Origin of the sequence: Salinicola sp. MH3R3-1 (genome assembly GCF_001937155.1) — a bacterium.
GTDB classification, from domain to species: domain Bacteria; phylum Pseudomonadota; class Gammaproteobacteria; order Pseudomonadales; family Halomonadaceae; genus Salinicola; species Salinicola halophyticus.
This window is the reverse complement of the sequence record NZ_MSDP01000028.1, coordinates 18,135-37,283: the sequence shown is the minus strand read 5'-3', so window position 1 is coordinate 37,283 and position 19,149 is coordinate 18,135. Positions and strand designations below refer to the sequence as shown.

The following is a 19,149-nucleotide window of genomic DNA, read 5'->3' as shown; positions in this document are numbered from 1 at the left end:
GCTAACGTGTACTAATACCCCGTGAGGCTTGACCATATAACCCCAAGGGGTTTGCAAGACTTTGCTGAAGTAAGCGCAAAGTCGGATCGGTGAACAATCACCGACAACGCAGGATACGCGCTGCCTCGTAGAGCGGGCAGGCAATGAGACGTCGCTCAGTCAGCATGATCCGAATCAGTTGGAATGAGGGTTGGGTAAGCGATGAAGGCCCATCATTCCGACGTCAGTTTTGCCTGACGACCATAGCGAGCGGGAACCACCTGATCCATGCCGAACTCAGTAGTGAAACCGCTTAGCGCCGATGGTAGTGTGGGGTCTCCCCATGCGAGAGTAGGTCATCGTCAGGCATCTATTCCGAACCCCGGCCATTGGTCGGGGTTCACTTATTTAGGGGTCTCCCCATGCGTTTAGGGGTCTCCCCATGGAGAGTCCCGGAGTGCCGGCCCACGGATGGCCGCCCCAATCATCGTCAGGCATCTATCCCAAACCCCAGCCAACAGGCTGGGTTTTTTTTTATGCCTGCACCGATAAGGAGATTGAAAGGACCTCCCTTGGGCGAGGGACGACAGTAGGACTTTGCCCTAAACCGTGTGCCGTCCAAGCCGTATATTGACCAGATCAATAATTTGCCGAGACGCTGTTTCGATATCTGACTGCGAGGTATCAATTATCAGGTCAACATTCTTCCAAGGCTCGTAATGGCGAGCTCTGACCTTGGCCCAGTCGGGCAATTCCAGGTTCTCGATATCACTTTCGCGGCTTTCAATGCGATTTCGATGCGTCGCTTCATCCGAGCAGAAGAGCTCAATCTGCACGAATTCCACATTTGCTAAGTCGGCCGCACGACGCCAAGCCTGCCGAGTTTCCTCGATGGAATTAACCGCATCGCCGATGACAATGCGGCCTAGGCGCAGGTTATCCGTTGCCAAGCGACTGGCCACCATATACCCCACTGGCTTTAAGTCATCATGGGGGCTTACGTTGGCATCCCAGATAGCCTGTTCGATAGTATCGATACGAAGATGGGTGGCGAAGAGTGACTCTGCAACCCTTCTTGCTACGGTGGTTTTCCCGACGCCAGGTAGCCCTCCCAAGATAATCAGCATCTCCATCTCCTTGTGAAATCTGTGCTATCAAAGCGGCACTGGTGGTCGTGATCTTTCAAGCCATTTGACGAAGTAAGTCTTAGGTGGAACATCTCATAGCCACATGAACTAGCCTTCTTGCCGTACCGAGGAACTCATCTTCAGACGAGGAGCAAGCCATGCTGCAAACGCTACCCGATGGATTCACCGCCGTAATTATCGGTGCCGGCGGTGGAATTGGTCAGGCCGTGCTGAATCAGCTGTTGAAGAGTGATCGTCCGGGGCGTGTCATTGCGGTTTCACGTCAGAGCCTCGAGATTGACGATGCTAGAGTCGAAAGCTTGAAAGCCGATGTCACGACCGACGAGGGTCGCGAGCTGCTGCGGGACAAAGTGGATGGCGCCCCTACCCACCTGCTGTTCAACGCCATAGGCCTGCTTCACGACGAGCGGGAGGCCATCTCGCCGGAAAAGCGACTCGAAGACCTTGATGCCGGGGCACTGGCGACACTCTTCAACGTCAATGCGATTACGCCGGTTCTGCTGATTCAGACGTTAGTCAATTCCCTCAAGGGTCGCCATCCCGCCATCATTGCCAGCCTCTCGGCCAGGGTGGGTTCGATCGACGATAACGCACTAGGTGGGTGGTATGGCTATCGGGCCAGCAAGGCGGCACACAACATGTTCTTGCGTACGGCCGCCATTGAGCTGGCGCGCTATAACCGGCAGGCGATCGTACTCAGCCTGCATCCCGGGACGACCGATACCGGCCTGTCCCAGCCTTTTCAGAGCAGGGTTCCGGAAGGCAAGCTTTTCACGCCAGATTTTGTGGCAGAGCGTTTATTGGCGGTGATGAACGATCGCCGCGCCGAGGAGAGCGGGAGTTTCTGGGATTGGGCAGGAAAGCCGATACCGTTTTGACGGTACCGGCCTTGTGGCCATCACGCCGACTGCATGACCTGCAGGGCTTCGATCAAACTGTTCATCTCGTCATCGGTGCCGATCGAAATACGCAGGAAGTCGCTAAGCCCGTCCCTGTTGAAATGCCTCACCAGAATGCCGCGTTCGCGCAGACCGCTGAACAGGCTGGCGCCACTGTATTGGCTGTGACGAACGAACAGGAAGTTGGTCTGCGACGGCAAGACTTCGAAGCCCAGCGATTCGAGCTGATGCCGCGTCCACTCGCGAGTGGTGATGACCTGTCTGCAGCAAGCCTGAAAATGGTCGTCGTCTTCCAGCGATGCGATGGCCACTTCGCTGGCCAGCATGTCGATCGGGTAGGAGTTGAACGAGTTTTTCACCCGCTCCAATCCTTCGATGAGTTCACGCGAGCCGATCGCATATCCCACCCGCAGCCCCGCCAGACTACGACCTTTCGAGAAGGTGCCGGTGACCAGAAGGTTGGGGTGGTCATTGATCAGCGGTACGGCACTTTCGCCGCCAAAATCGACATAGGCCTCGTCGACCAGCACGACACTGTCGGTAATTCGCGCCAGCAATCGGGCAATCGGCTGGCGCGGATGGCCGTGACCGGTAGGGGCATTGGGGTTGGCGAACACCACACCGCCGTTATCGACATCGAAGGCCTCTAGCGCGATCTGCCAGCGGTCATCAAGTGCCACGGTACGATAGGCGATATCGTAGAGCTTGCAGTAGACCGGATAGAAACTGTAGCTGATGGCCGGCATCAACAGCGGCTTCGGCTGACAGAAGAACGTCTGAAATGCCAACGCCAGGACCTCATCGGAACCGTTGCCGACGAAGACCTGCTCCGGCTCGACATCATGCGTTTTCGCCAGCGCTTCCCGCAGGGCCAGCGACTCCGGATCCGGATAGCGGCGTAGATGGTCCACGGCGAACTGCTGCAGTACCCGCTCGACGGCCGGAGATGGTGGATAAGGGTTCTCGTTGGTATTGAGCTTGATCAGCTTTTCGCGCGGCTGCTCTCCCGGTACGTAGGGTGTCAGGGCACGGACGGCGGGGCTCCAGAATTGACTCATGATCTCTCGCGGACACGTTATTGATAGAGGCTGGATGCGCGTGGCAGGGCAGCCCTCATAGTGACCTCTGGCCAGGTCCCGCGCAAGAAGGCCGGGCGCCGGAGCGCTCCGTGCGACCTGGCGCCTGCGTCGTGTCATCGCCGCCGATGTGGGCCTTCGGGTTGATTAGTGCTCTAACGGTCTCCATCTATGGAGTATCCGATCAACACGACTACCGTTAAGGACTTTCATGGCTCACGACAAGCTGCTTTCGCCTATCACTGTCGGGGATGTCGAACTCTCCAATCGCGTACTGATGGCGCCGCTGACCCGTGCCCGTACGCCGGACAGCGTGCCCGGTGCCCTGCAGGCCGAATACTATGCCCAGCGAGCCAACTCGGGGCTGATCATTAGCGAAGCGACCAATATCTCGCCGACCGCGCGGGGCTATGTCTACACGCCGGGGATCTGGACCGACGCCCAGGAAGCCGGCTGGCGCCAGGTCGTCGACGCCGTTCACGATGCCAATGGCAAGATTGCCCTTCAGCTGTGGCACGTCGGGCGCATCTCGCACGAGATGGTGCAGCCGGAGGGCCAGGCGCCGGTCGCGCCCAGCGCGCTGCGTGCCGAAGGCGCCAACTGCTTCGTCGAGTTCGAAGACGGCAGTTCCGGCCAGCATCCGACCAGCACGCCGCGTGCGCTGGAGCTCGACGAGATTCCGGCGCTAATCGACGATTACCGCCAGGCAGCCAAGCGCTCCAAGCGCGCCGGTTTCGACATGGTCGAAGTCCACGCCGCCAACGCTTATCTGCTGCAGCAGTTCCTGGCTACCGGCAGCAATCAGCGTACCGATCGTTACGGTGGAAGCGTGGTCAACCGCGCCCGACTGCTGCTGGAAGTCGTCGATGCCGTGACGGCGGAAATGGGCGAGGGCCGCGTCGGCGTACGGCTATCGCCGTTCATCGAGATATTCGGGCTGTCGGATGACGAGCCGCAAGAGATGATGCGCTATCTCGCCGACGAACTGGGTCGCCGCAAGATCGCCTATCTGCATATCAACGAACCCGACTGGACCGGCGAAGGTCCGCAGCTCAGCGATGATTTCCGTCGCGATCTGCGCGAGCGTTTCACCGGCACTCTGATCTACTGCGGGCACTATACGGCCGAGCGCGCGGAGACTTTGATCGAAAACGGCCTGGGCGACGCTGCCGCCTTCGGTCGCCCGTATATCGCCAATCCGGATCTGGTCGAACGCTTCCGCAGGGATGCCGGCCTCAACGAGCCGAACCCGGATACGTTCTACGGTGGCGGAGCGGAAGGTTATACCGACTATCCGACGCTGGATTGAGTCGCTTTCCCGTGGCAGCCTGAGCGACGGCGTCCGAATGGGATGTCACGCGAGATGGTGTCACGAGGGAGACTTAACGCTATCCTGTAATCACGTGGCCGCCGAGGCGGCCTGTATGGCCCAGAAGTGAAAAGGAGAACCGATATGCAGATCAGGACGTTGCTGGCCAGCGCCGCCACGGTAGCCGTATTGGCCGGTTGTGCCAGCGGTGGCAACCAAACGCAGTCCGGCACCGCCGATTCCTCTGCCGGGATGTCGTCGAACGCGGTGACCTATGAAGGCACGCTGCCTTGCCGTAGCTGTGACGGGATCGACTTGACCGTCAACCTCAAAGGTCAGGAGTCCTCGCCGGCTTCAGAGCGCACTTTCACCCTCGAAGCCGACTATCAGAACCATCCGCAGAACCCGGACCCCGAGCAGTACGAAGGTCAGTGGGACGCGATGCAGGGGACTGCCGTTGATCCTCAGGCCACCGTCTACGAGCTGACACCGAACGGTGAAGGCCAGGTGTACTACTTTCAGAAGATCGACGACAGCACGCTCGAGCTGATCGATCCGCAGCGCCGTCGTTTCGAAAATGGCGAGACTCTGCGTCTGACCCGTCAGTAAGCGTTACACCGATGACTCGAGAGGCGGCCACTGGCCGCCTTTTTTTGTCAGAGGAAAAGCGTTGGAGGGAGATCAACAACGGGGTCCGTCGTTGAGAGCCCGTCTTAAGGGTCCGCTGTTGACGGCCTGTCGTAAAAGTGTCTTCAGTGATCGGCCGTCGTCGTGAAAAAGCCTTCTGTGGCACCATAAGCTTCACGCTGACTTCTACTGAACCAGAGGGAGACCGCCGCGCGTGGCAAAAGCGAAAAGCGCCTTCGTCTGTACCGAATGCGGTGCGGATTACAGCAAATGGCAGGGGCAGTGCAGCAACTGCCGTGAATGGAACACCCTGAGCGAAGTTCGGCTTGGCGCCGCCCGGCCCGGTGCGGCGACGACATCCGGCGGCGGGTCACGTGGCGGCTACTCGGGCGCACTCTCGCGGGAAGTGGTCGATCTTTCCGGCGTCGATCTCACCGAGGTGCCGCGTTTCAGCTCCACGTTCGAGGAGTTCGATCGCGTACTCGGCGGCGGCCTGGTCCCCGGCTCCGCGGTGCTGCTGGGCGGCCATCCCGGGGCCGGCAAGTCGACACTGCTGCTGCAGACCGCCTGCCGTCTGGCCCAGAGCAAGCGTGTTCTCTATGTCACCGGTGAGGAGTCGCTCTCTCAGGTAGCGATGCGCGCTCACCGCCTGCAGCTGCCGACGCAAGGGCTCAAGATGCTCGCCGAGACCAGCATCGAAACGCTGCTGGCCGTGGCCGAGCGCGAGCGCCCCGAGGTGCTGATCATCGACTCCATTCAGACCATGCATCTGGAAGATATCGGTTCGGCCCCCGGCGGCGTCGCTCAGGTTCGGGAATCGGCGGCGGCACTGACGCGCTTCGCCAAGCAGAGCAATACCGTGCTGATGCTGGTCGGCCACGTCACCAAGGATGGCTCGCTGGCCGGGCCCAAGGTGCTCGAGCACATGATCGATGCCTCGCTGCTGCTCGAAGGCGGCAGCGACTCCCGCTTTCGCACTCTGCGCGGGCAGAAAAACCGCTTCGGTGCGATCAATGAGCTCGGCGTGTTCGCGATGGTCGAACTCGGCCTCAAGGAGGTCAAGAATCCCAGCGCGATCTTCCTGTCGCGGAGCGAGGAGCTGGCGTCGGGCAGTCTGGTGATGGTGGTGTGGGAAGGCACACGTCCGATTCTGGTCGAGGTGCAGGCACTGCTCGACGAATCCGCGCTGGGCAATCCGCGCCGCGTGGCGGTAGGGATCGACCACAACCGCCTGGCGATGCTGCTGGCCGTGCTGCACAAGCACGGCGGCCTGTTTACCGGCGACCAGGATGTCTTTCTCAACGTCGTGGGCGGGGTCAAGGTGCTCGAGACCAGTGCGGATCTGGCGGTGCTGCTGGCCGTGGTCTCGAGTCTTCAGAATCGGCCGCTGCCGCGGGAACTGGTGGTGTTCGGCGAAGTGGGGCTATCCGGCGAGATTCGCCCGGTGCCCAGCGGCCAGGAACGCATCGTAGAAGCCGCCAAGCATGGTTTCACGCGCGCGATCGTGCCGCGGGGCAACGCCCCCAAGAAAGCGCCTGCGGGGATGCAAGTGGTCGCGGTCGACAAGCTGTCCGAGGCACTGGAAGCGCTGTGACCGCCCCCGGCCCCCGCATCCTGCCAACCGGCAGAGCGATTCGACCCATTGCTGGCGCTGAGTCTCGCCGCCGCGTCGGTTAAACTGTCCGGCAATGATCGATATCACCCGTAATATCTCCAGCCATGGGACGAGGAGCGAGACCATGAGTGCCATTCGCCTGACGCAGTACAGCCATGGGGCCGGCTGCGGCTGCAAGATCGCCCCCGACGTGCTCGACCGGATTCTTTCCAAGGCCGGCCCGGGCGCCCAGAGCAAGCAGCTGATCGTCGGCAACCAGGGGCGTGAAGATGCCGCCGTCTACGATCTCGGCGATGGTCGCGGACTGATCTCCACCACCGATTTCTTCATGCCGATCGTCGACGATCCGTTCGACTTCGGTCGTATCGCCGCCACCAACGCCATCAGCGACGTCTACGCCATGGGCGGCAAGCCGATCATGGCGCTGGGCATTCTCGGCTGGCCGCTGGACAAGCTGCCGGCGGAAATCGCCGGCGACGTTATGTCCGGTGCCCAGGCCGTCTGTCGCGAGCTGGGTGTCGCCCTGGCAGGCGGCCACTCGATCGACGCGCCGGAGCCGATCTTCGGACTCTCGGTCAACGGCCTGGTCGATCTCGACGATCTCAAGCTCAATAGCGGCGCCAAACCGGGCGACCTGCTGTATCTGACCAAACCGCTGGGCGTCGGCCTGCTGACCACGGCCGAAAAACAGGGGCTGCTGAAACCCGGTCATCACGGCCTGGCGCGCGAGACGATGCTGATCGCCAACGACATCGGCGTCGAACTGGCCAAGATTCAGGGCGTGCACGCCATGACCGACGTCACCGGTTTCGGTCTGGCCGGCCATCTGAGCGAAGTGTGTGCGGCCAGTGGCGTCGAGGCGTGGGTCGATTTCGCCAAGCTACCCAAGCTCGCCGAGGCCGAGGCCTATCGCCGTCAGGGCACGGTGCCCGGCGGCACCGGGCGCAACCGCGAGGCCATCGGCAAGGCGCTGCCGGAAATGGACGCCGCGCACTGGCAGTGGCTGTGCGATCCGCAGACTTCCGGCGGTCTGCTGCTGGCGGTGGATCCGGCCTGGGCGGATGACGTCGAACGCGTCGGCCGTCAGCACCGGCTCAAGCTGGAAGCCTTCGGCGAGTGCGTCAGCAAGCGCGGCGGCCCCGGCCTGATCGAGGTGCGCGGTTGAAAGACGATCTAAAGAGCGGTGCGAAGGGTGATGTGAGAGAACCGCATGAACTGATCGATGCCGATCTGGCGCTGCTGGGCCGGCCGTTGATCGACGTGCGAGCGCCGATCGAATTCGCGGCCGGCGCCTTGCCGGGCGCGATCAACCTGCCGTTGATGGACGACGACGAGCGCCGTGAGGTCGGCATTCGCTACAAGCGTGCCGGTCAGGCTTCCGCCGTCGAGCTCGGCAACGATCTGGTGTCCGGCGATCATCGCGAATCGCGTCTGATCGCCTGGGAGCAGGCGATCGCGGCGGCGCCGGATAGCGTGATCTACTGCTTTCGAGGCGGCATGCGCTCGAAGATCTCGCAGCAGTGGCTCGCCGAACGGGGTTATTCGCTGCCACGAATTCGTGGTGGCTGGAAGGCGATGCGCAACCGGCTGATCGAGGCGCTCGAAGCCCATAGTCAGGCGCCCCTGCTGCTGGTCGCCGGCCTCACTGGCTGTGCCAAGACGGCTTTGATCAACTCGCTCGATGCCGGTGTCGATCTGGAAGGGCACGCACGTCACAAGGGCTCGGCCTTCGGTCAGCATCCGATGGTTGGCCCGTCGCAGATCGATTTCGAACACGGCCTGACGTTGGATCTGATGCGCCTGCCTCGGGCGCGCGTGGTCGAGGATGAATCGCAACGCATCGGTCGTCTGGCGATCCCGGCCACTTTCTGGCAGTCGATGAAGGCCGCGCCCTGTATCCGTGTGGAGATGCCGCTGGAGTGGCGCCTCGAGCAGATCCGCAAGGATTACATCGAGGATCTGAGCACGATCTACCATCGCGATTACGGCCCGCATCTGGGCGAGGTGCTGTTTCGCAAGCAGCTTTCCGGCGCATTGAAGCGGCTCGGCAAGCGCTTGGGCGGCGAGCGGCTGGCGCGGCTGTTGGCGGCCCAGCAGCACGCGTTCTCGGCTTCGCGCCATAACAACGCGCAGGCGCACGACGCCTGGCTGGCACCGCTGCTGCAGGAGTACTACGACCCGATGTATCGCCATCAGCTGGAGCGTCATCAGCTCGAGGGCCAGTCCCGGCCGACGCTGCATGTCGGCGACTGGGATAGCTGCGTAGAGGTGGCCCGGGACTGGGAGCGCGAGCACGCCGGCTAACCGGTTCTGGATGAAACGGAATTACCGGTCTTCGAGCCACTGGGTCATGACACGGTCCAGCAGCGCCGCCTGACGGTCGAAGCGTTTCGGGTCGCGCAGAATCTCGTCACGGCTCTGCACGTAGGGTGATTCACCGGCCGGTGGCGGAGCGTGATCGTAAAGCGCTGCGCTCTCTCGAGCCGTCAGTTCGAGATGGCACTGAAGCGCAACGACGCGGCCCAGATCCCAGGCGAACCCCTGGACCGGGCCGGCCGGAGTGCTGCCCAGGGGCAGGGAGCCATCCGGCAGGCCGAAGATGTCCTGGTGCCACAGCAGCGCCTCGAAGGTTTCCGGCAGATCGAAGGGGCTCTCGTCGGCCAGTGTCAGCGGCTGCCAGCCGAGCTCCGGCTGCACCGCGGGCGAGACGATGGAACCGAGCGCTTCGGCAATCAGGCCCGCGCCGAAGCCGATGCCCAGCACCGGCTTGTTGCTCCTCAAGGCACGGTCGAGCAGCTTGCGTTCACGCTTGAATAGCGTTGCATCGGGCGGCGAGAACGCGTCGAGCAGAATCAGCGCGTCGCAGTTGGCCAGGGGCGGCGGCAGCTCACCCTCGTCCAGTCGACAGTGATTGTGGCTATGCCCCATGCCGGCGAGCCAGTCCGCCATGCGGGCCGGGCCAAACAACGGGCTATGCTGGAGAAAATAGATATGCATGATAGGTTCATCATGGGGATGACCGGATCGCTCCACAAGCGTGAAACGGAGTTTTAGCGATGGCCATTCGAGCCCAGATCCTCGAGCAGATCTACACCATCGTGGCGCAGATTCCGCCGGGTCGTGTTACTACCTATGGTCGGATCGCCCAGATGACGGAAGGTGCCACGGCGCGTCTGGTCGGCACGGCCATGCGACAATTGCCGACCGGGCACGACCTGCCCTGGTACCGGGTGATCGGCGCCAGCCGACGCATCGCGGACCATGGCGGCGCCCAGCGCCAGCACGAGAAATTACGCGCGGAAGGCATCGTTTTCGACGCCAGTGGTCGCGTACCCACGCATTTGATGTGGCCAGAATGACGATGTGGCCAGAATGATGGAGAGTTCATGACCCAGCCCACGGCTAGTTTCAACGCCAGACTGCGCCAGCTCGATGCGCGCCGACAGATTGCCTTCATGGCCGCGCTGAGCGAGCGCCTGGTGCCCAACTATGCGCTCTATGCCGGCATGAGCGGTCAGGGGAATCCCAGCGTAGTGAACAACGTGCTGGATCTGGTGTGGGAGCGGCTCAAGGTTCCCTCGGCGAAGATCGATTTCGACAAGCAGGCCGAGAAGCTGGCCGAGGTCGAGCCACCGGAGGCCGATGACAGCTTTGGTGCGCGGCGGGCGACGGAGACTGTCATGGCACTGACCACTCTCCTCGATACCCTGCGCGGAGAGGCACCGGAGGCGGCGTTGGAGGTCAGCCGCGTTTCGTGCAACGGCGTACGCGCCTATATCGAGATGTCCGAGGGCAGCGAGGACGCCGAACGTCTCGAGGCGTTGTTTCATGAGCATGAGCTGATGCAGGACGAGCGCGATTTTCAGGATGCGGTACTCGAAGCGCTCGAGGCCGACCCCAGACTCGGCGATCTTGCGGCACTGCGTGCGCTGGGCCGCAACCAGGGAGTCAGTAACCTGGGGCTAAGTCTCGACTGACCCTTCGTATCAACCGGATGTGGATAAATTGGCTACGCTGAGGGACGAGAAAGGTCGACTGCGGCACGGAGCGGTGCGCAGGAATAACGTTCAAGGAGGAGCAACATGCAAAGACGCTGGTCGGTGAGTAGCACGATGCGGGGAACCCTGGCGCTGGGAACCCTAGCACTGGGAACTGCAGTGCTGTTGGCGGGTTGTCAGAGCCTGCCGGGCTGGGGGAGTGATCCATTGCGCGCCGAGCCGGTGGTGAAGAGCGTGCACGAGCCCGACTGCGAAGGTGCCAACTGCGCCAACGTCAATGCCGCTTATCTGCGTTTCCCCGATTCGCCGCAACTTTCCGCCGAACTCGAGCGACGCCTGTTCGGGCTGGCCAGCGGGCTGAGCGATAGTCCCGATGGCAACGCCATAGGGCAGGCGACTTCGTTCAATGTGTTCGCCGATCAGGTGTTCGCGGCCTCGCGCAGTGCTCGCCGGAGTGTCCCGGAGATGCCCGGCTTCGAAGCCGACCTCAAGGCCGAGGTGGTGGCGGATCACGATGGTCTGCTGGTCATCGAGCTCGACGGCTACCTGTATAGCGGTGGCGCTCACGGCATGCCGTTGACCTCCTACATGGTAATCGAGCGCGATACACAGCGGGTCTTGGACCTTGATGACATGCTGTTGCCGGGACAGCGTCCGGCCTATGAGGCCGCTCTCGAGCGCGCCCACCAGCGCTGGCTCCAGACCGATCAGGCATCCGGATTGTCCGAGCTGCAGTGGCCGTTTACGACATCCGATAACGTAGCACCGCTGAACGAAGGTCTGGCGATCAAGTATCAGGTCTATGATCTGGCGCCATACGCCGTGGGCCAGCCGACGTTGATGATTCCCTACGCGGAACTCGAAGGGGTCGTGAAGCCGCAGTACCTGCCTTGATGCCCACCTGGCGTGACGTATGACCATCGCCAGGGGGCCAGTGCTTTCGGCATTGCCGACTCGTAAACCAGACCGCCGCGCCTTGAACAGGGCGCGGCGGTCTGGTTACGGGCATCCGGATTCGGCTTTATAGCCGCATTTCGATGCCATGTTCGGCCATGTAACGCTTGGCGTCGGGAATCGTGTATTCACCGAAGTGGAAGATGCTGGCGGCGAGGACCGCATCGGCACCGCCTTCCTTGACCCCGGCCACCAGGTGGTCGAGATTGCCGACGCCGCCGGAAGCGATCACCGGCACCTCGACCGCATCGCTGATCGCGCGGGTCACGCCGAGATCGAAACCCACCTTGGTGCCGTCGCGGTCCATGCTGGTCAACAGCAGCTCGCCGGCGCCGTACTCGACCATCTTGCGCGCCCAGTCCACCGCATCCAGCCCGGTGGGGCGTCGCCCGCCGTGGGTGAAGATCTCCCAGCGCGGCGGTTCGCCTTCGGCGCTGACCTTCTTGGCGTCGATCGCCACCACAATGCACTGGCTGCCGAAGCGCTCGGCGGCTTCGCGCACGAAGTCCGGATTGGTGACGGCGGCGGTGTTGATCGAGACCTTGTCCGCCCCGGCATTGAGCATGGTGCGGATATCCTCGCAGCGACGGATGCCGCCGCCCACGGTCAGCGGGATGAACACCTCGCCGGCGATGCGCTCGACCATCTCGACGGTGGTATCGCGGTCTTCGTGGCTGGCGGTAATGTCGAGAAAGGTGATCTCGTCGGCGCCCTGCTGGTTGTAGCGCTTGGCGATCTCGACCGGGTCGCCGGCGTCGCGGATTCCGACGAAATTGACGCCCTTGACCACGCGGCCGGCGTCGACGTCGAGACACGGGATGATGCGTTTGGCCAGTGTCATGAGACATCTCCCTTGGCGGCGCCAATCCGGTCGGCCCGGATCGAATCACCCTGAACCGAATCGCCCCGAATCGAATCACTTAGCGCCTGAGCCTCGGCCACATCGAGCGAGCCTTCGTAGATGGCACGGCCGGTGATGGCACCGATGATGCCGCTGTCGGCAACCTGGGCCAGCGCGCGGATATCCTCCAGGTCGGTCACGCCGCCGGAGGCGATCACCGGCAGACCGCCGTCACGGGCGAGCTGTGCGGTGGCCTCGACGTTGACGCCCTGCATCATGCCGTCGCGGGCAATGTCGGTGTAGACGATCGAGGAGACGCCGTCATCCCGGAAACGCCTGGCCAGGTCCACGGCCTTGACCGTCGAGACCTCGGCCCAGCCATCGGTAGCGACGAAGCCGTCGCGGGCATCCAGGCCGACGATCACGTGACCGGGAAACCGGCGACACATCTCGCCGACGAAATCCGGCTCCTTGACCGCCTTGGTGCCGATGATCACGTAGCTGACGCCGGCGGCGAGATAGTGCTCGATGGTCTCCGCGCTACGGATACCGCCGCCGATCTGGATCGGCAGATCCGGGAAGGCGCGGGCGATGGCGGTAACGGCTTCGCCATTGACCGGCTTGCCCTCGAACGCGCCATTGAGATCGACCAGATGCAGCCGACGCGCGCCGGCCTCGACCCAGCGTGCGGCCATCGCCACCGGGTCGTCACCGTAGGACGTGGCGTCGTCCATGCGGCCCTGCTTGAGGCGCACGCACTGGCCGTCCTTGAGATCGATGGCGGGAATTACCAGCATGGTTTCGAGTCCTTTGAGTCAGTCAGGTGCCGTCTGAAAAGCCGGCGCGGCAGCCACTTTTCGGATGATGCCTAGGGCGCCCAGTTGACGAAATTTTCCAGCAATTGCAGGCCGTCCTTGGCGCTCTTCTCCGGATGGAACTGGACGGCGAAGACGGTACCGCGACCGGTGACCACATGGGCGTCGATGCCGGCGTATTCGGTCGACCCGAAGACATCCTGGTCATTGTCGGCTTCGACGTAGTAGCTGTGCACGAAGTAGAACCGCGCGCCGTCCTCGATACCATTCCAGAGCGGATGTTGGTGATGCTGCGTCACCCGATTCCAGCCCATGTGCGGCACCTTGAGGCGCTCGCCCTCGGGCGTGGTCAGCTTATGCCCGAAACGACGTACCTTGCCGGGGAGAAAGCTCAGACAGTCGACACCGCCGTTCTCCTCGCTGCGATCGAACAGCATCTGCTGACCGACGCAGATACCCAGCAGCGGCTTGGCCTGCTCTTCGAGCAGATCCTTGACCAGGCCTTCGAGTTCGGTGCGCTGCAATTCGCCCATGCAGTCGCGAATCGCGCCCTGTCCGGGCAGCACCAGGCGCGAGGCACCGCGAATCGAACGCGGATCGCGGGTCACCATGACGTTTTCATGGGTGACGTGCTCGAGCGCCTTGGCCACGGAGTGCAGGTTGCCCATTCCGTAATCGATCACGGCGATCGTCATTGCGGTTCCCTCGCTGATTCGGTGGTATCGATGGACGGTATCACAGACTGCCTTTGGTCGACGGCATCTGGCCGGCCATGCGCGGATCTTCCTCGACGGCGGCGCGCAGTGCGCGACCGAACGCCTTGAAGATGGTTTCCGCCTGATGGTGAGCGTTGAAGCCCTTGAGGTTGTCGATATGCAGCGTGACCTGGGCGTGGTTGACGAAGCCCTGGAAGAACTCCCAGAAAAGCTGCGTATCCAGCCGGCCGATGGTCGCGCGGGTGAATTCGACATCCATGAACAGGCCGGACCGGCCGGAGAAATCGATCACCACGCGGGACAGCGCTTCGTCGAGCGGCACGTAAGCGTGGCCGTAACGACGGATGCCACGCTTGTCGCCGATCGCCTGGGCGAATGCCTGGCCGAGCGTGATGCCGAGATCCTCGACGGTATGGTGCTCGTCGATCTCGAGATCGCCCTTGGCGTCGACCGTCAGATCGAGCATACCGTGGCGAGCCACCTGGTCCAGCATGTGATCGAGGAAGGGAACGCCGGTCTGGCAATCCAGGCGGCCGCTGCCGTCCAGGTTCACCGTGACCGTGATCTGGGTCTCGTTGGTGTTGCGTGACACCGTGGCAATGCGCTCGGACATGCGGGGGGAGTCTCCCGATACGGTTGGCGAGAATCCGCCATTATAGTGAATCGGGCCCGGCATCCGCTACAATGGCAGCGTTTATCGAGCGGCCATCATCGTATCGCCATCGGGTCCGGTCAAAATGGTCGCTTCAAGATGCTGGCGCGCACCACTTGCCGTCCGCAGGTGGCTGTCGATGGCCGCGCACAGGGAGGATTCGAATGAAGGGGCTGTTCAGAGCGTTGCTGGCGGCAGTCGGGGTGCTGGGGATTCTTGTCGTGGTGGCGGTGGTTTATATCACCACGTTCTTCGACCCGAATGACCTCAAGCCGCGCCTGATCGAGGCGGTTCGCAATCAAAGCGGCCTCGAGCTGCGCCTCGACGGGCCGCTGTCGTGGTCCTTCTATCCGCGCATCGGCGTCAGCGTCAAGGATGCCGAGGCCTGGCTCCCCGCCCAGTCCCCGGACGACGACGCGCCTTTTGTCGGCTTCGACAACGCTGAAGTCAGCGTGGCTTTTACGCCGTTGCTGACTGGAGACGTCTCCATCGACGGCCTGATTCTCGACGGCATGCGTCTCAATCTGGCCCGCGATACGCAGGGCCAGGGCAACTGGCAGGCGCTGCTGGATCGGCTGGCCGAGAACGACAACGCTGACGGCTCGAGCGCCGAAGCCCAGACGGAACAGCCGGCGCTGGCGGAGAAATCCGCGCCAGCGAAATCGGAGAAAAAGGGCCCGGGCCTGAAACAGGGCGACGATCAGGCGGTGGCGTTCGACATCGCCAGTATCCAGGTCTCCAACAGCCAAGTGAATTACGTCGACCGGCAGAAGTCGCTGGATATCACCCTGTCCAACCTCGGCCTGCAGAGCCGCAACGTCAGCCCGCAATCGTCGTTCCCGGTGCAGCTCTCGTTCGATGTCGACGGGCGCCAGCCGGACCTCAACGGCAATGTGCAGTTCAAGAGCCAGATGCGCATGGATCTCGGCGCCAAGCGCTATACCTTCGAGAACGTGACGCTCGACGGCAAGGCCCGGATGCCGGCGCTGGCCGAGCAGGCGCAGACGCTCAACCTGAAAGTCGCCACGCTCGTCGCCGATACCCAGGCGAAGCAGTACCGCGCCGACGGGATCAAGCTCGGTGCTTCGCTCTACCACTCCGCCATGCAGGAAACGCCGCTGTCGCTGGACCTTCAGGGCAATGCCGTGGCCGATCTCGAGGCCCAGACCGCCACGCTCAACGACGTTTCCCTAAGCGGAGACGATGGCCTGGATCTCAAAGGCAGCGTGGATATCACGCGGCTGGACGACGCGCCCCGCTATCAGGGACGAATGGAGCTGGCGCCGCTGTCGATTCGAGACTGGCTGACCCGATTCGGCGTCGACGTGAACAGCGCCGACGACAAGGTGCTTACCGCATTCTCGATGAGCGGGCCGTTTTCCGGCGACGCGCAGCACATCGATTTCGACGATCTGCAGATGACGCTGGACGACACGCAGCTGCGTGGCTCGCTGGGCGCCGCGTTCGACGGTCAGGCGCTGAATTTCGACCTTGCCGGAGACAAGCTCGATCTGGACCGTTATCTGGCGCCGCGGGTGCAGGATGCCGGCGAGGGTGTACAGAGTGACGACGCCAAGGACACCGCCTGGCTCTCGACGCTCGGCATCGCGCCGGCACTGGCGGCGGTCGAGGGAGCCGAGCTGCTGCCCGTCGATTGGCTGGCGGGGCTCAAGCAGGAAGGGCACCTGACGCTCGACTCTCTCAAGGTCAAGGGCATCGACTTGAGCGGCGTTGAACTGACCACCAGCGGCAGCGGCGGGCGCCAGCGCATCGATTCTCTCGACGCCAGCCTCTACGACGGCTCGCTGCAGGCTTCCAGCGCTCTGGATCTGCGACAGCCGCCGATCAAGCTCTCCTTCACCGAACGCATGAACGGTGTCGATATCGCGCCGCTGTATCAGGGCTTCAGCGGCAAGACGTCGCCGCTGCGCGGCAAACTCAACCTGCAGGGCGACTTCGATTCCCGCACCAACACTGTCGAAGGGCTCAAACAGAACCTCGACGGTCAGGCCGCGCTGCGGATCGATGACGGCGCGATGCTCGACGTCAACGTGTCGCGTCAGCTGTGCACGGCCGTGGCGACCCTGGAAGGCCGTGAATCGACCCGCGAGTGGAGCGAGGACACCGCCTTCGACCGCCTGCAGGCCAGCGTGACGATCGACAACGGCGTGGTACACAACGACGATCTCGACATCGCCATCCCGGGCATCGACGTGACCGGCAAGGGCGACGTCAATCTGGTGACCAATCGCCTCGACTACCGTGCCGCGGCGCGCTTTACCGATACCGCCGACGAGGCGGCCTGCGGGGTCAACCCGCGGCTGGCCAAGGTCGACTTCCCGATCCGCTGCCAGGGCAGTCTGAATGATGCGCCGGGCCAGTGGTGCGGATTCGACCGCGAGGCGTTCCAGAGTTCGCTCGGCGAGCTCGCCAAGGATGAGGCCAAGCGCAAGGCCGGTGAACGCGTCGACGAGGAACTCGACAAGCAGCTCGACGACGAGACCCGCCAGAAGATCGACGACAAGCTGGGAGAGGGCGCGGCCGACAAGATCGGCAACAAGATTCGCGATCTATTCCAGTAAACCCGGGCAAAGGCCAGTCTCGGCGCCGACGCAATGTCGGCGCCGTTTTATTCGATTCGGTTTCCTCACCCAGATTTTTCGCTGAGTCCCATCATTCACAAGAGGTGTCGTTTGGCAGAAATAGCGCTCTCGGCCGAGGCCTTTCGTCAGCGCGTGTTCGACTGGTTCGACGCTCACGGGCGCAAGTCGTTGCCGTGGCAGTACGACAAGACGGCTTATCGGGTCTGGGTGTCGGAAATCATGCTGCAGCAGACCCAGGTCACTACCGTCATCCCCTATTTCGAACGTTTCATGACGCGGTTCCCGGATGTTCAAACGCTGGCGGATGCGCCCCAGGACGATGTGCTGCACCTGTGGACCGGGCTCGGTTACTACGCCCGGGCGCGTAACCTGCACAAGGCCGCCAAGGTCGTCGTGGACGAGCACGATGGCGAGTTCCCGACCCACGATCTCGAGGCGATGACCGCCTTGCCGGGGATCGGGCGCTCCACGGCCGGCGCAATCGTCAGCATCAGTACCGGCCAGCGGGCCGCGATTCTCGACGGCAACGTCAAACGCGTGCTGGCTCGCCTGCATGCGGTGGACGGCTGGCCGGGCAGGAGCGACGTCCTGGCAAGGCTGTGGACGCTGGCGGAGCGCTACACTCCAGAAGAGCGGCTGCCCGATTACACCCAGGCGATGATGGATCTCGGCGCCATGATCTGCACGCGTGGCAAGCCGAGCTGCCTGCTGTGCCCGTTCGAGGATGTCTGCGCGGCACACGCCCAGGGCGAGGAGCGCCGCTACCCCGGTTCCAAGCCCAAGCGCGAGTTGCCGACGCGCCAGACTCAGATGTTACTGTTGCGGGACGACTCGGGACGGGTGCTACTCGAAAGACGCCCGCCCAGCGGCCTGTGGGGCGGCCTGTGGGGCTTTCCGCAGTTCGATGGCGACGATGAGCTGCACGAGTGGCTGGAACGGCACTGTCGGGGCGTCCACCTCGAATCCGCCTGGCGACCGTTCACCCACACATTCACCCATTTCCGGCTGGAGATCACGCCCCGGCCTGCGCGGCTTCCGGATCAGAACGCCGTTACCGCCGTGGCGGAATCGAATCGCCAATGGGTCGACCCCGCCGAGCCCGCCAATGTCGGCCTGGCCGCGCCGGTCAAAACCCTGTTGGCGACACTGGCTCAGACCCACGCACTCAACGCATGACAGGAGGTTTACATGGTGCAGACCGTATTCTGCCGTAAATACCAGCAGGAGCTCGAAGCTCTGGCGTTCCCGCCGCTGCCCGGCCCCAAGGGCCAGGAAATCCAGCAGACCGTCTCCAAGCGCGCCTGGGAAGAGTGGCAGGCCCAACAGACCCGGCTGATCAACGAGAAGCATCTCAACATGCTGGACCCGGAATCACGGGCGTATCTGATGGCCCAGATGAATCGTTTTTTCGACAATGAAGAAACCGATCACGCCGAGGGCTACGTACCGCCCAGCCAGTGATTTTTCGATGTCGCGAAGGGAACTCATCTTTTTGAAATAAAAAGGCTTGACCCCCAAACGGCTTGCTGGTTAAATGCGTCCCCGTTGGCGAAGGCCAGATAGCTCAGTCGGTAGAGCAGGGGATTGAAAATCCCCGTGTCGGCGGTTCGATTCCGTCTCTGGCCACCATCAATGCTGGGGCATCGCCAAGTGGTAAGGCACCGCTTTTTGGTAGCGGTATGCGCAGGTTCGAATCCTGCTGCCCCAGCCATCGCTAACGTCTCTATGCTCGCCGACATAGCTCAGTTGGTAGAGCAACTGACTTGTAATCAGTAGGTCCCGGGTTCGACTCCTGGTGTCGGCACCAGAGCTTAGAGATGGTGGAATAGCTGAATTGCGATGAGCAGGTCCGGGGTAAACACCTTGGCACCTGCATCAGCGAAAGCCTCAGCATCATGTAGCCTCGAAAATTGTCCC

The 19,149-nt window shown here is 62.7% G+C and carries 19 protein-coding genes, 3 tRNA genes and 1 rRNA gene; 16 read left to right on the top strand and 7 right to left on the bottom strand.

All coding sequences use genetic code 11. The features are described 5' to 3' along the window. Nucleotides 1-232 precede the first annotated feature (232 nt). Nucleotides 233-347: ribosomal RNA gene (gene rrf / locus BTW08_RS15800) — 5S ribosomal RNA — on the top strand. Nucleotides 348-581: 234 nt separating this feature from the next. Here the strand turns inward: rrf and BTW08_RS15795 are convergent. Further along, nucleotides 582-1,106: an AAA family ATPase gene (locus BTW08_RS15795; RefSeq protein WP_075563490.1), complete on the bottom strand. Its 525-nt coding sequence runs from the start codon at nucleotides 1,104-1,106 to the stop codon at nucleotides 582-584. 158 nt (nucleotides 1,107-1,264) lie between these two features. On the opposite strand from BTW08_RS15795, the gene BTW08_RS15790 reads away from it, so the two are divergent. Further along, nucleotides 1,265-2,005 (top strand): SDR family NAD(P)-dependent oxidoreductase, encoded by a 741-nt coding sequence (locus BTW08_RS15790; protein ID WP_075563489.1) that lies wholly within the window; start codon nucleotides 1,265-1,267, stop codon nucleotides 2,003-2,005. A gap of 20 nt (nucleotides 2,006-2,025) precedes the next feature. Here BTW08_RS15790 and hisC read toward each other — a convergent pair whose 3' ends face one another. Beyond that, nucleotides 2,026-3,084: a histidinol-phosphate transaminase gene (hisC, locus tag BTW08_RS15785; RefSeq protein ID WP_075563488.1), complete on the bottom strand. Its 1,059-nt coding sequence runs from the start codon at nucleotides 3,082-3,084 to the stop codon at nucleotides 2,026-2,028. Between the two features lie 229 nt (nucleotides 3,085-3,313). Here hisC and BTW08_RS15780 point away from each other — a divergent pair, with 229 nt between their 5' ends. From BTW08_RS15780 to mnmH, 5 genes are all read left to right on the top strand, one after another. Beyond that, nucleotides 3,314-4,411, top strand: coding sequence for an alkene reductase (locus BTW08_RS15780; RefSeq protein ID WP_075563487.1), 1,098 nt, complete (start codon nucleotides 3,314-3,316; stop codon nucleotides 4,409-4,411). Between the two features lie 144 nt (nucleotides 4,412-4,555). Beyond that, a complete protein-coding gene (locus tag BTW08_RS15775; protein ID WP_075563486.1) occupies nucleotides 4,556-5,020 on the top strand; it encodes a copper resistance protein NlpE N-terminal domain-containing protein in 465 nt (154 codons plus the stop codon). Between the two features lie 232 nt (nucleotides 5,021-5,252). Next, a complete protein-coding gene (gene radA / locus BTW08_RS15770) occupies nucleotides 5,253-6,632 on the top strand; it encodes a DNA repair protein RadA (RefSeq protein ID WP_075563485.1) in 1,380 nt (459 codons plus the stop codon). 145 nt (nucleotides 6,633-6,777) lie between these two features. Next, the gene (gene selD / locus BTW08_RS15765; RefSeq protein ID WP_075563484.1) at nucleotides 6,778-7,818 is read left to right on the top strand and encodes a selenide, water dikinase SelD; all 1,041 of its coding nucleotides are present in this window, start codon (nucleotides 6,778-6,780) and stop codon (nucleotides 7,816-7,818) included. Between the two features lie 32 nt (nucleotides 7,819-7,850). Further along, nucleotides 7,851-8,957 (top strand): tRNA 2-selenouridine(34) synthase MnmH, encoded by a 1,107-nt coding sequence (gene mnmH, locus BTW08_RS15760; protein ID WP_075563492.1) that lies wholly within the window; start codon nucleotides 7,851-7,853, stop codon nucleotides 8,955-8,957. A gap of 21 nt (nucleotides 8,958-8,978) precedes the next feature. Here mnmH and BTW08_RS15755 read toward each other — a convergent pair whose 3' ends face one another. Next, nucleotides 8,979-9,650: a type 1 glutamine amidotransferase gene (locus tag BTW08_RS15755; RefSeq protein ID WP_075563483.1), complete on the bottom strand. Its 672-nt coding sequence runs from the start codon at nucleotides 9,648-9,650 to the stop codon at nucleotides 8,979-8,981. Between the two features lie 59 nt (nucleotides 9,651-9,709). Here BTW08_RS15755 and BTW08_RS15750 point away from each other — a divergent pair, with 59 nt between their 5' ends. The 3 genes from BTW08_RS15750 (at nucleotide 9,710) to BTW08_RS15740 (ending at nucleotide 11,545) form a co-directional block, all read left to right on the top strand. After that, nucleotides 9,710-10,012, top strand: coding sequence for an MGMT family protein (locus tag BTW08_RS15750; protein ID WP_075563482.1), 303 nt, complete (start codon nucleotides 9,710-9,712; stop codon nucleotides 10,010-10,012). A 27-nt stretch (nucleotides 10,013-10,039) separates the two neighbouring features. After that, complete coding sequence (locus BTW08_RS15745; protein ID WP_075563481.1) at nucleotides 10,040-10,630, top strand: YjaG family protein; 591 nt, start codon at nucleotides 10,040-10,042, stop codon at nucleotides 10,628-10,630. 105 nt (nucleotides 10,631-10,735) lie between these two features. Then, nucleotides 10,736-11,545: a DUF3298 and DUF4163 domain-containing protein gene (locus BTW08_RS15740; RefSeq protein WP_083627926.1), complete on the top strand. Its 810-nt coding sequence runs from the start codon at nucleotides 10,736-10,738 to the stop codon at nucleotides 11,543-11,545. 127 nt (nucleotides 11,546-11,672) lie between these two features. On the opposite strand, the gene hisF is transcribed toward BTW08_RS15740, so the two are convergent. The 4 genes from hisF to hisB all read right to left on the bottom strand — a co-directional run bounded on the left by hisF (nucleotide 11,673) and on the right by hisB (nucleotide 14,590). Then, complete coding sequence (gene hisF, locus BTW08_RS15735; protein WP_075563480.1) at nucleotides 11,673-12,446, bottom strand: imidazole glycerol phosphate synthase subunit HisF; 774 nt, start codon at nucleotides 12,444-12,446, stop codon at nucleotides 11,673-11,675. Then, a complete protein-coding gene (hisA, locus tag BTW08_RS15730) occupies nucleotides 12,443-13,243 on the bottom strand; it encodes a 1-(5-phosphoribosyl)-5-[(5-phosphoribosylamino)methylideneamino]imidazole-4-carboxamide isomerase (protein ID WP_075563479.1) in 801 nt (266 codons plus the stop codon). The genes hisF and hisA overlap by 4 nt, the downstream gene beginning before the upstream one ends. 71 nt (nucleotides 13,244-13,314) lie before the next feature. Further along, entirely contained in the window at nucleotides 13,315-13,956 is a 642-nt protein-coding gene (gene hisH / locus BTW08_RS15725) for an imidazole glycerol phosphate synthase subunit HisH (RefSeq protein WP_075563478.1), read from the bottom strand. 40 nt (nucleotides 13,957-13,996) lie between these two features. Further along, complete coding sequence (hisB, locus tag BTW08_RS15720; protein WP_075563477.1) at nucleotides 13,997-14,590, bottom strand: imidazoleglycerol-phosphate dehydratase HisB; 594 nt, start codon at nucleotides 14,588-14,590, stop codon at nucleotides 13,997-13,999. A gap of 203 nt (nucleotides 14,591-14,793) precedes the next feature. Between hisB and BTW08_RS15715 the strand changes: the two genes are divergently transcribed. The 6 genes from BTW08_RS15715 to BTW08_RS15690 all read left to right on the top strand — a co-directional run bounded on the left by BTW08_RS15715 (nucleotide 14,794) and on the right by BTW08_RS15690 (nucleotide 19,039). Then, nucleotides 14,794-17,211, top strand: coding sequence for an AsmA family protein (locus tag BTW08_RS15715; RefSeq protein WP_075563476.1), 2,418 nt, complete (start codon nucleotides 14,794-14,796; stop codon nucleotides 17,209-17,211). A gap of 111 nt (nucleotides 17,212-17,322) precedes the next feature. After that, nucleotides 17,323-18,408 (top strand): A/G-specific adenine glycosylase, encoded by a 1,086-nt coding sequence (mutY, locus tag BTW08_RS15710; protein WP_075563475.1) that lies wholly within the window; start codon nucleotides 17,323-17,325, stop codon nucleotides 18,406-18,408. A gap of 12 nt (nucleotides 18,409-18,420) precedes the next feature. Further along, nucleotides 18,421-18,693 (top strand): oxidative damage protection protein, encoded by a 273-nt coding sequence (locus BTW08_RS15705; protein ID WP_075563474.1) that lies wholly within the window; start codon nucleotides 18,421-18,423, stop codon nucleotides 18,691-18,693. 92 nt (nucleotides 18,694-18,785) lie between these two features. After that, a tRNA-Phe gene (locus BTW08_RS15700) sits at nucleotides 18,786-18,861 on the top strand. Between the two features lie 7 nt (nucleotides 18,862-18,868). Further along, nucleotides 18,869-18,943, top strand: a tRNA-Gln gene (locus tag BTW08_RS15695). A gap of 20 nt (nucleotides 18,944-18,963) precedes the next feature. Further along, a tRNA-Thr gene (locus tag BTW08_RS15690) sits at nucleotides 18,964-19,039 on the top strand. Nucleotides 19,040-19,149: the final 110 nt, after the last annotated feature.

What these genes read in the sequence shown, in the direction of transcription:
- BTW08_RS15795 (WP_075563490.1), bottom strand. Translation starts at nt 1,106, where the DNA reads ATGCTGATTATCTTGGGAGGGCTACCTGGCGTCGGGAAAACCACCGTA.
- BTW08_RS15790 (WP_075563489.1), top strand. Translation starts at nt 1,265, where the DNA reads ATGCTGCAAACGCTACCCGATGGATTCACCGCCGTAATTATCGGTGCC.
- hisC (WP_075563488.1), bottom strand. Translation starts at nt 3,084, where the DNA reads ATGAGTCAATTCTGGAGCCCCGCCGTCCGTGCCCTGACACCCTACGTA.
- BTW08_RS15780 (WP_075563487.1), top strand. Translation starts at nt 3,314, where the DNA reads ATGGCTCACGACAAGCTGCTTTCGCCTATCACTGTCGGGGATGTCGAA.
- BTW08_RS15775 (WP_075563486.1), top strand. Translation starts at nt 4,556, where the DNA reads ATGCAGATCAGGACGTTGCTGGCCAGCGCCGCCACGGTAGCCGTATTG.
- selD (WP_075563484.1), top strand. Translation starts at nt 6,778, where the DNA reads ATGAGTGCCATTCGCCTGACGCAGTACAGCCATGGGGCCGGCTGCGGC.
- BTW08_RS15755 (WP_075563483.1), bottom strand. Translation starts at nt 9,650, where the DNA reads ATGCATATCTATTTTCTCCAGCATAGCCCGTTGTTTGGCCCGGCCCGC.
- BTW08_RS15750 (WP_075563482.1), top strand. Translation starts at nt 9,710, where the DNA reads ATGGCCATTCGAGCCCAGATCCTCGAGCAGATCTACACCATCGTGGCG.
- BTW08_RS15745 (WP_075563481.1), top strand. Translation starts at nt 10,040, where the DNA reads ATGACCCAGCCCACGGCTAGTTTCAACGCCAGACTGCGCCAGCTCGAT.
- BTW08_RS15740 (WP_083627926.1), top strand. Translation starts at nt 10,736, where the DNA reads ATGCAAAGACGCTGGTCGGTGAGTAGCACGATGCGGGGAACCCTGGCG.
- hisF (WP_075563480.1), bottom strand. Translation starts at nt 12,446, where the DNA reads ATGACACTGGCCAAACGCATCATCCCGTGTCTCGACGTCGACGCCGGC.
- hisA (WP_075563479.1), bottom strand. Translation starts at nt 13,243, where the DNA reads ATGCTGGTAATTCCCGCCATCGATCTCAAGGACGGCCAGTGCGTGCGC.
- hisH (WP_075563478.1), bottom strand. Translation starts at nt 13,956, where the DNA reads ATGACGATCGCCGTGATCGATTACGGAATGGGCAACCTGCACTCCGTG.
- hisB (WP_075563477.1), bottom strand. Translation starts at nt 14,590, where the DNA reads ATGTCCGAGCGCATTGCCACGGTGTCACGCAACACCAACGAGACCCAG.
- BTW08_RS15715 (WP_075563476.1), top strand. Translation starts at nt 14,794, where the DNA reads ATGAAGGGGCTGTTCAGAGCGTTGCTGGCGGCAGTCGGGGTGCTGGGG.
- BTW08_RS15705 (WP_075563474.1), top strand. Translation starts at nt 18,421, where the DNA reads ATGGTGCAGACCGTATTCTGCCGTAAATACCAGCAGGAGCTCGAAGCT.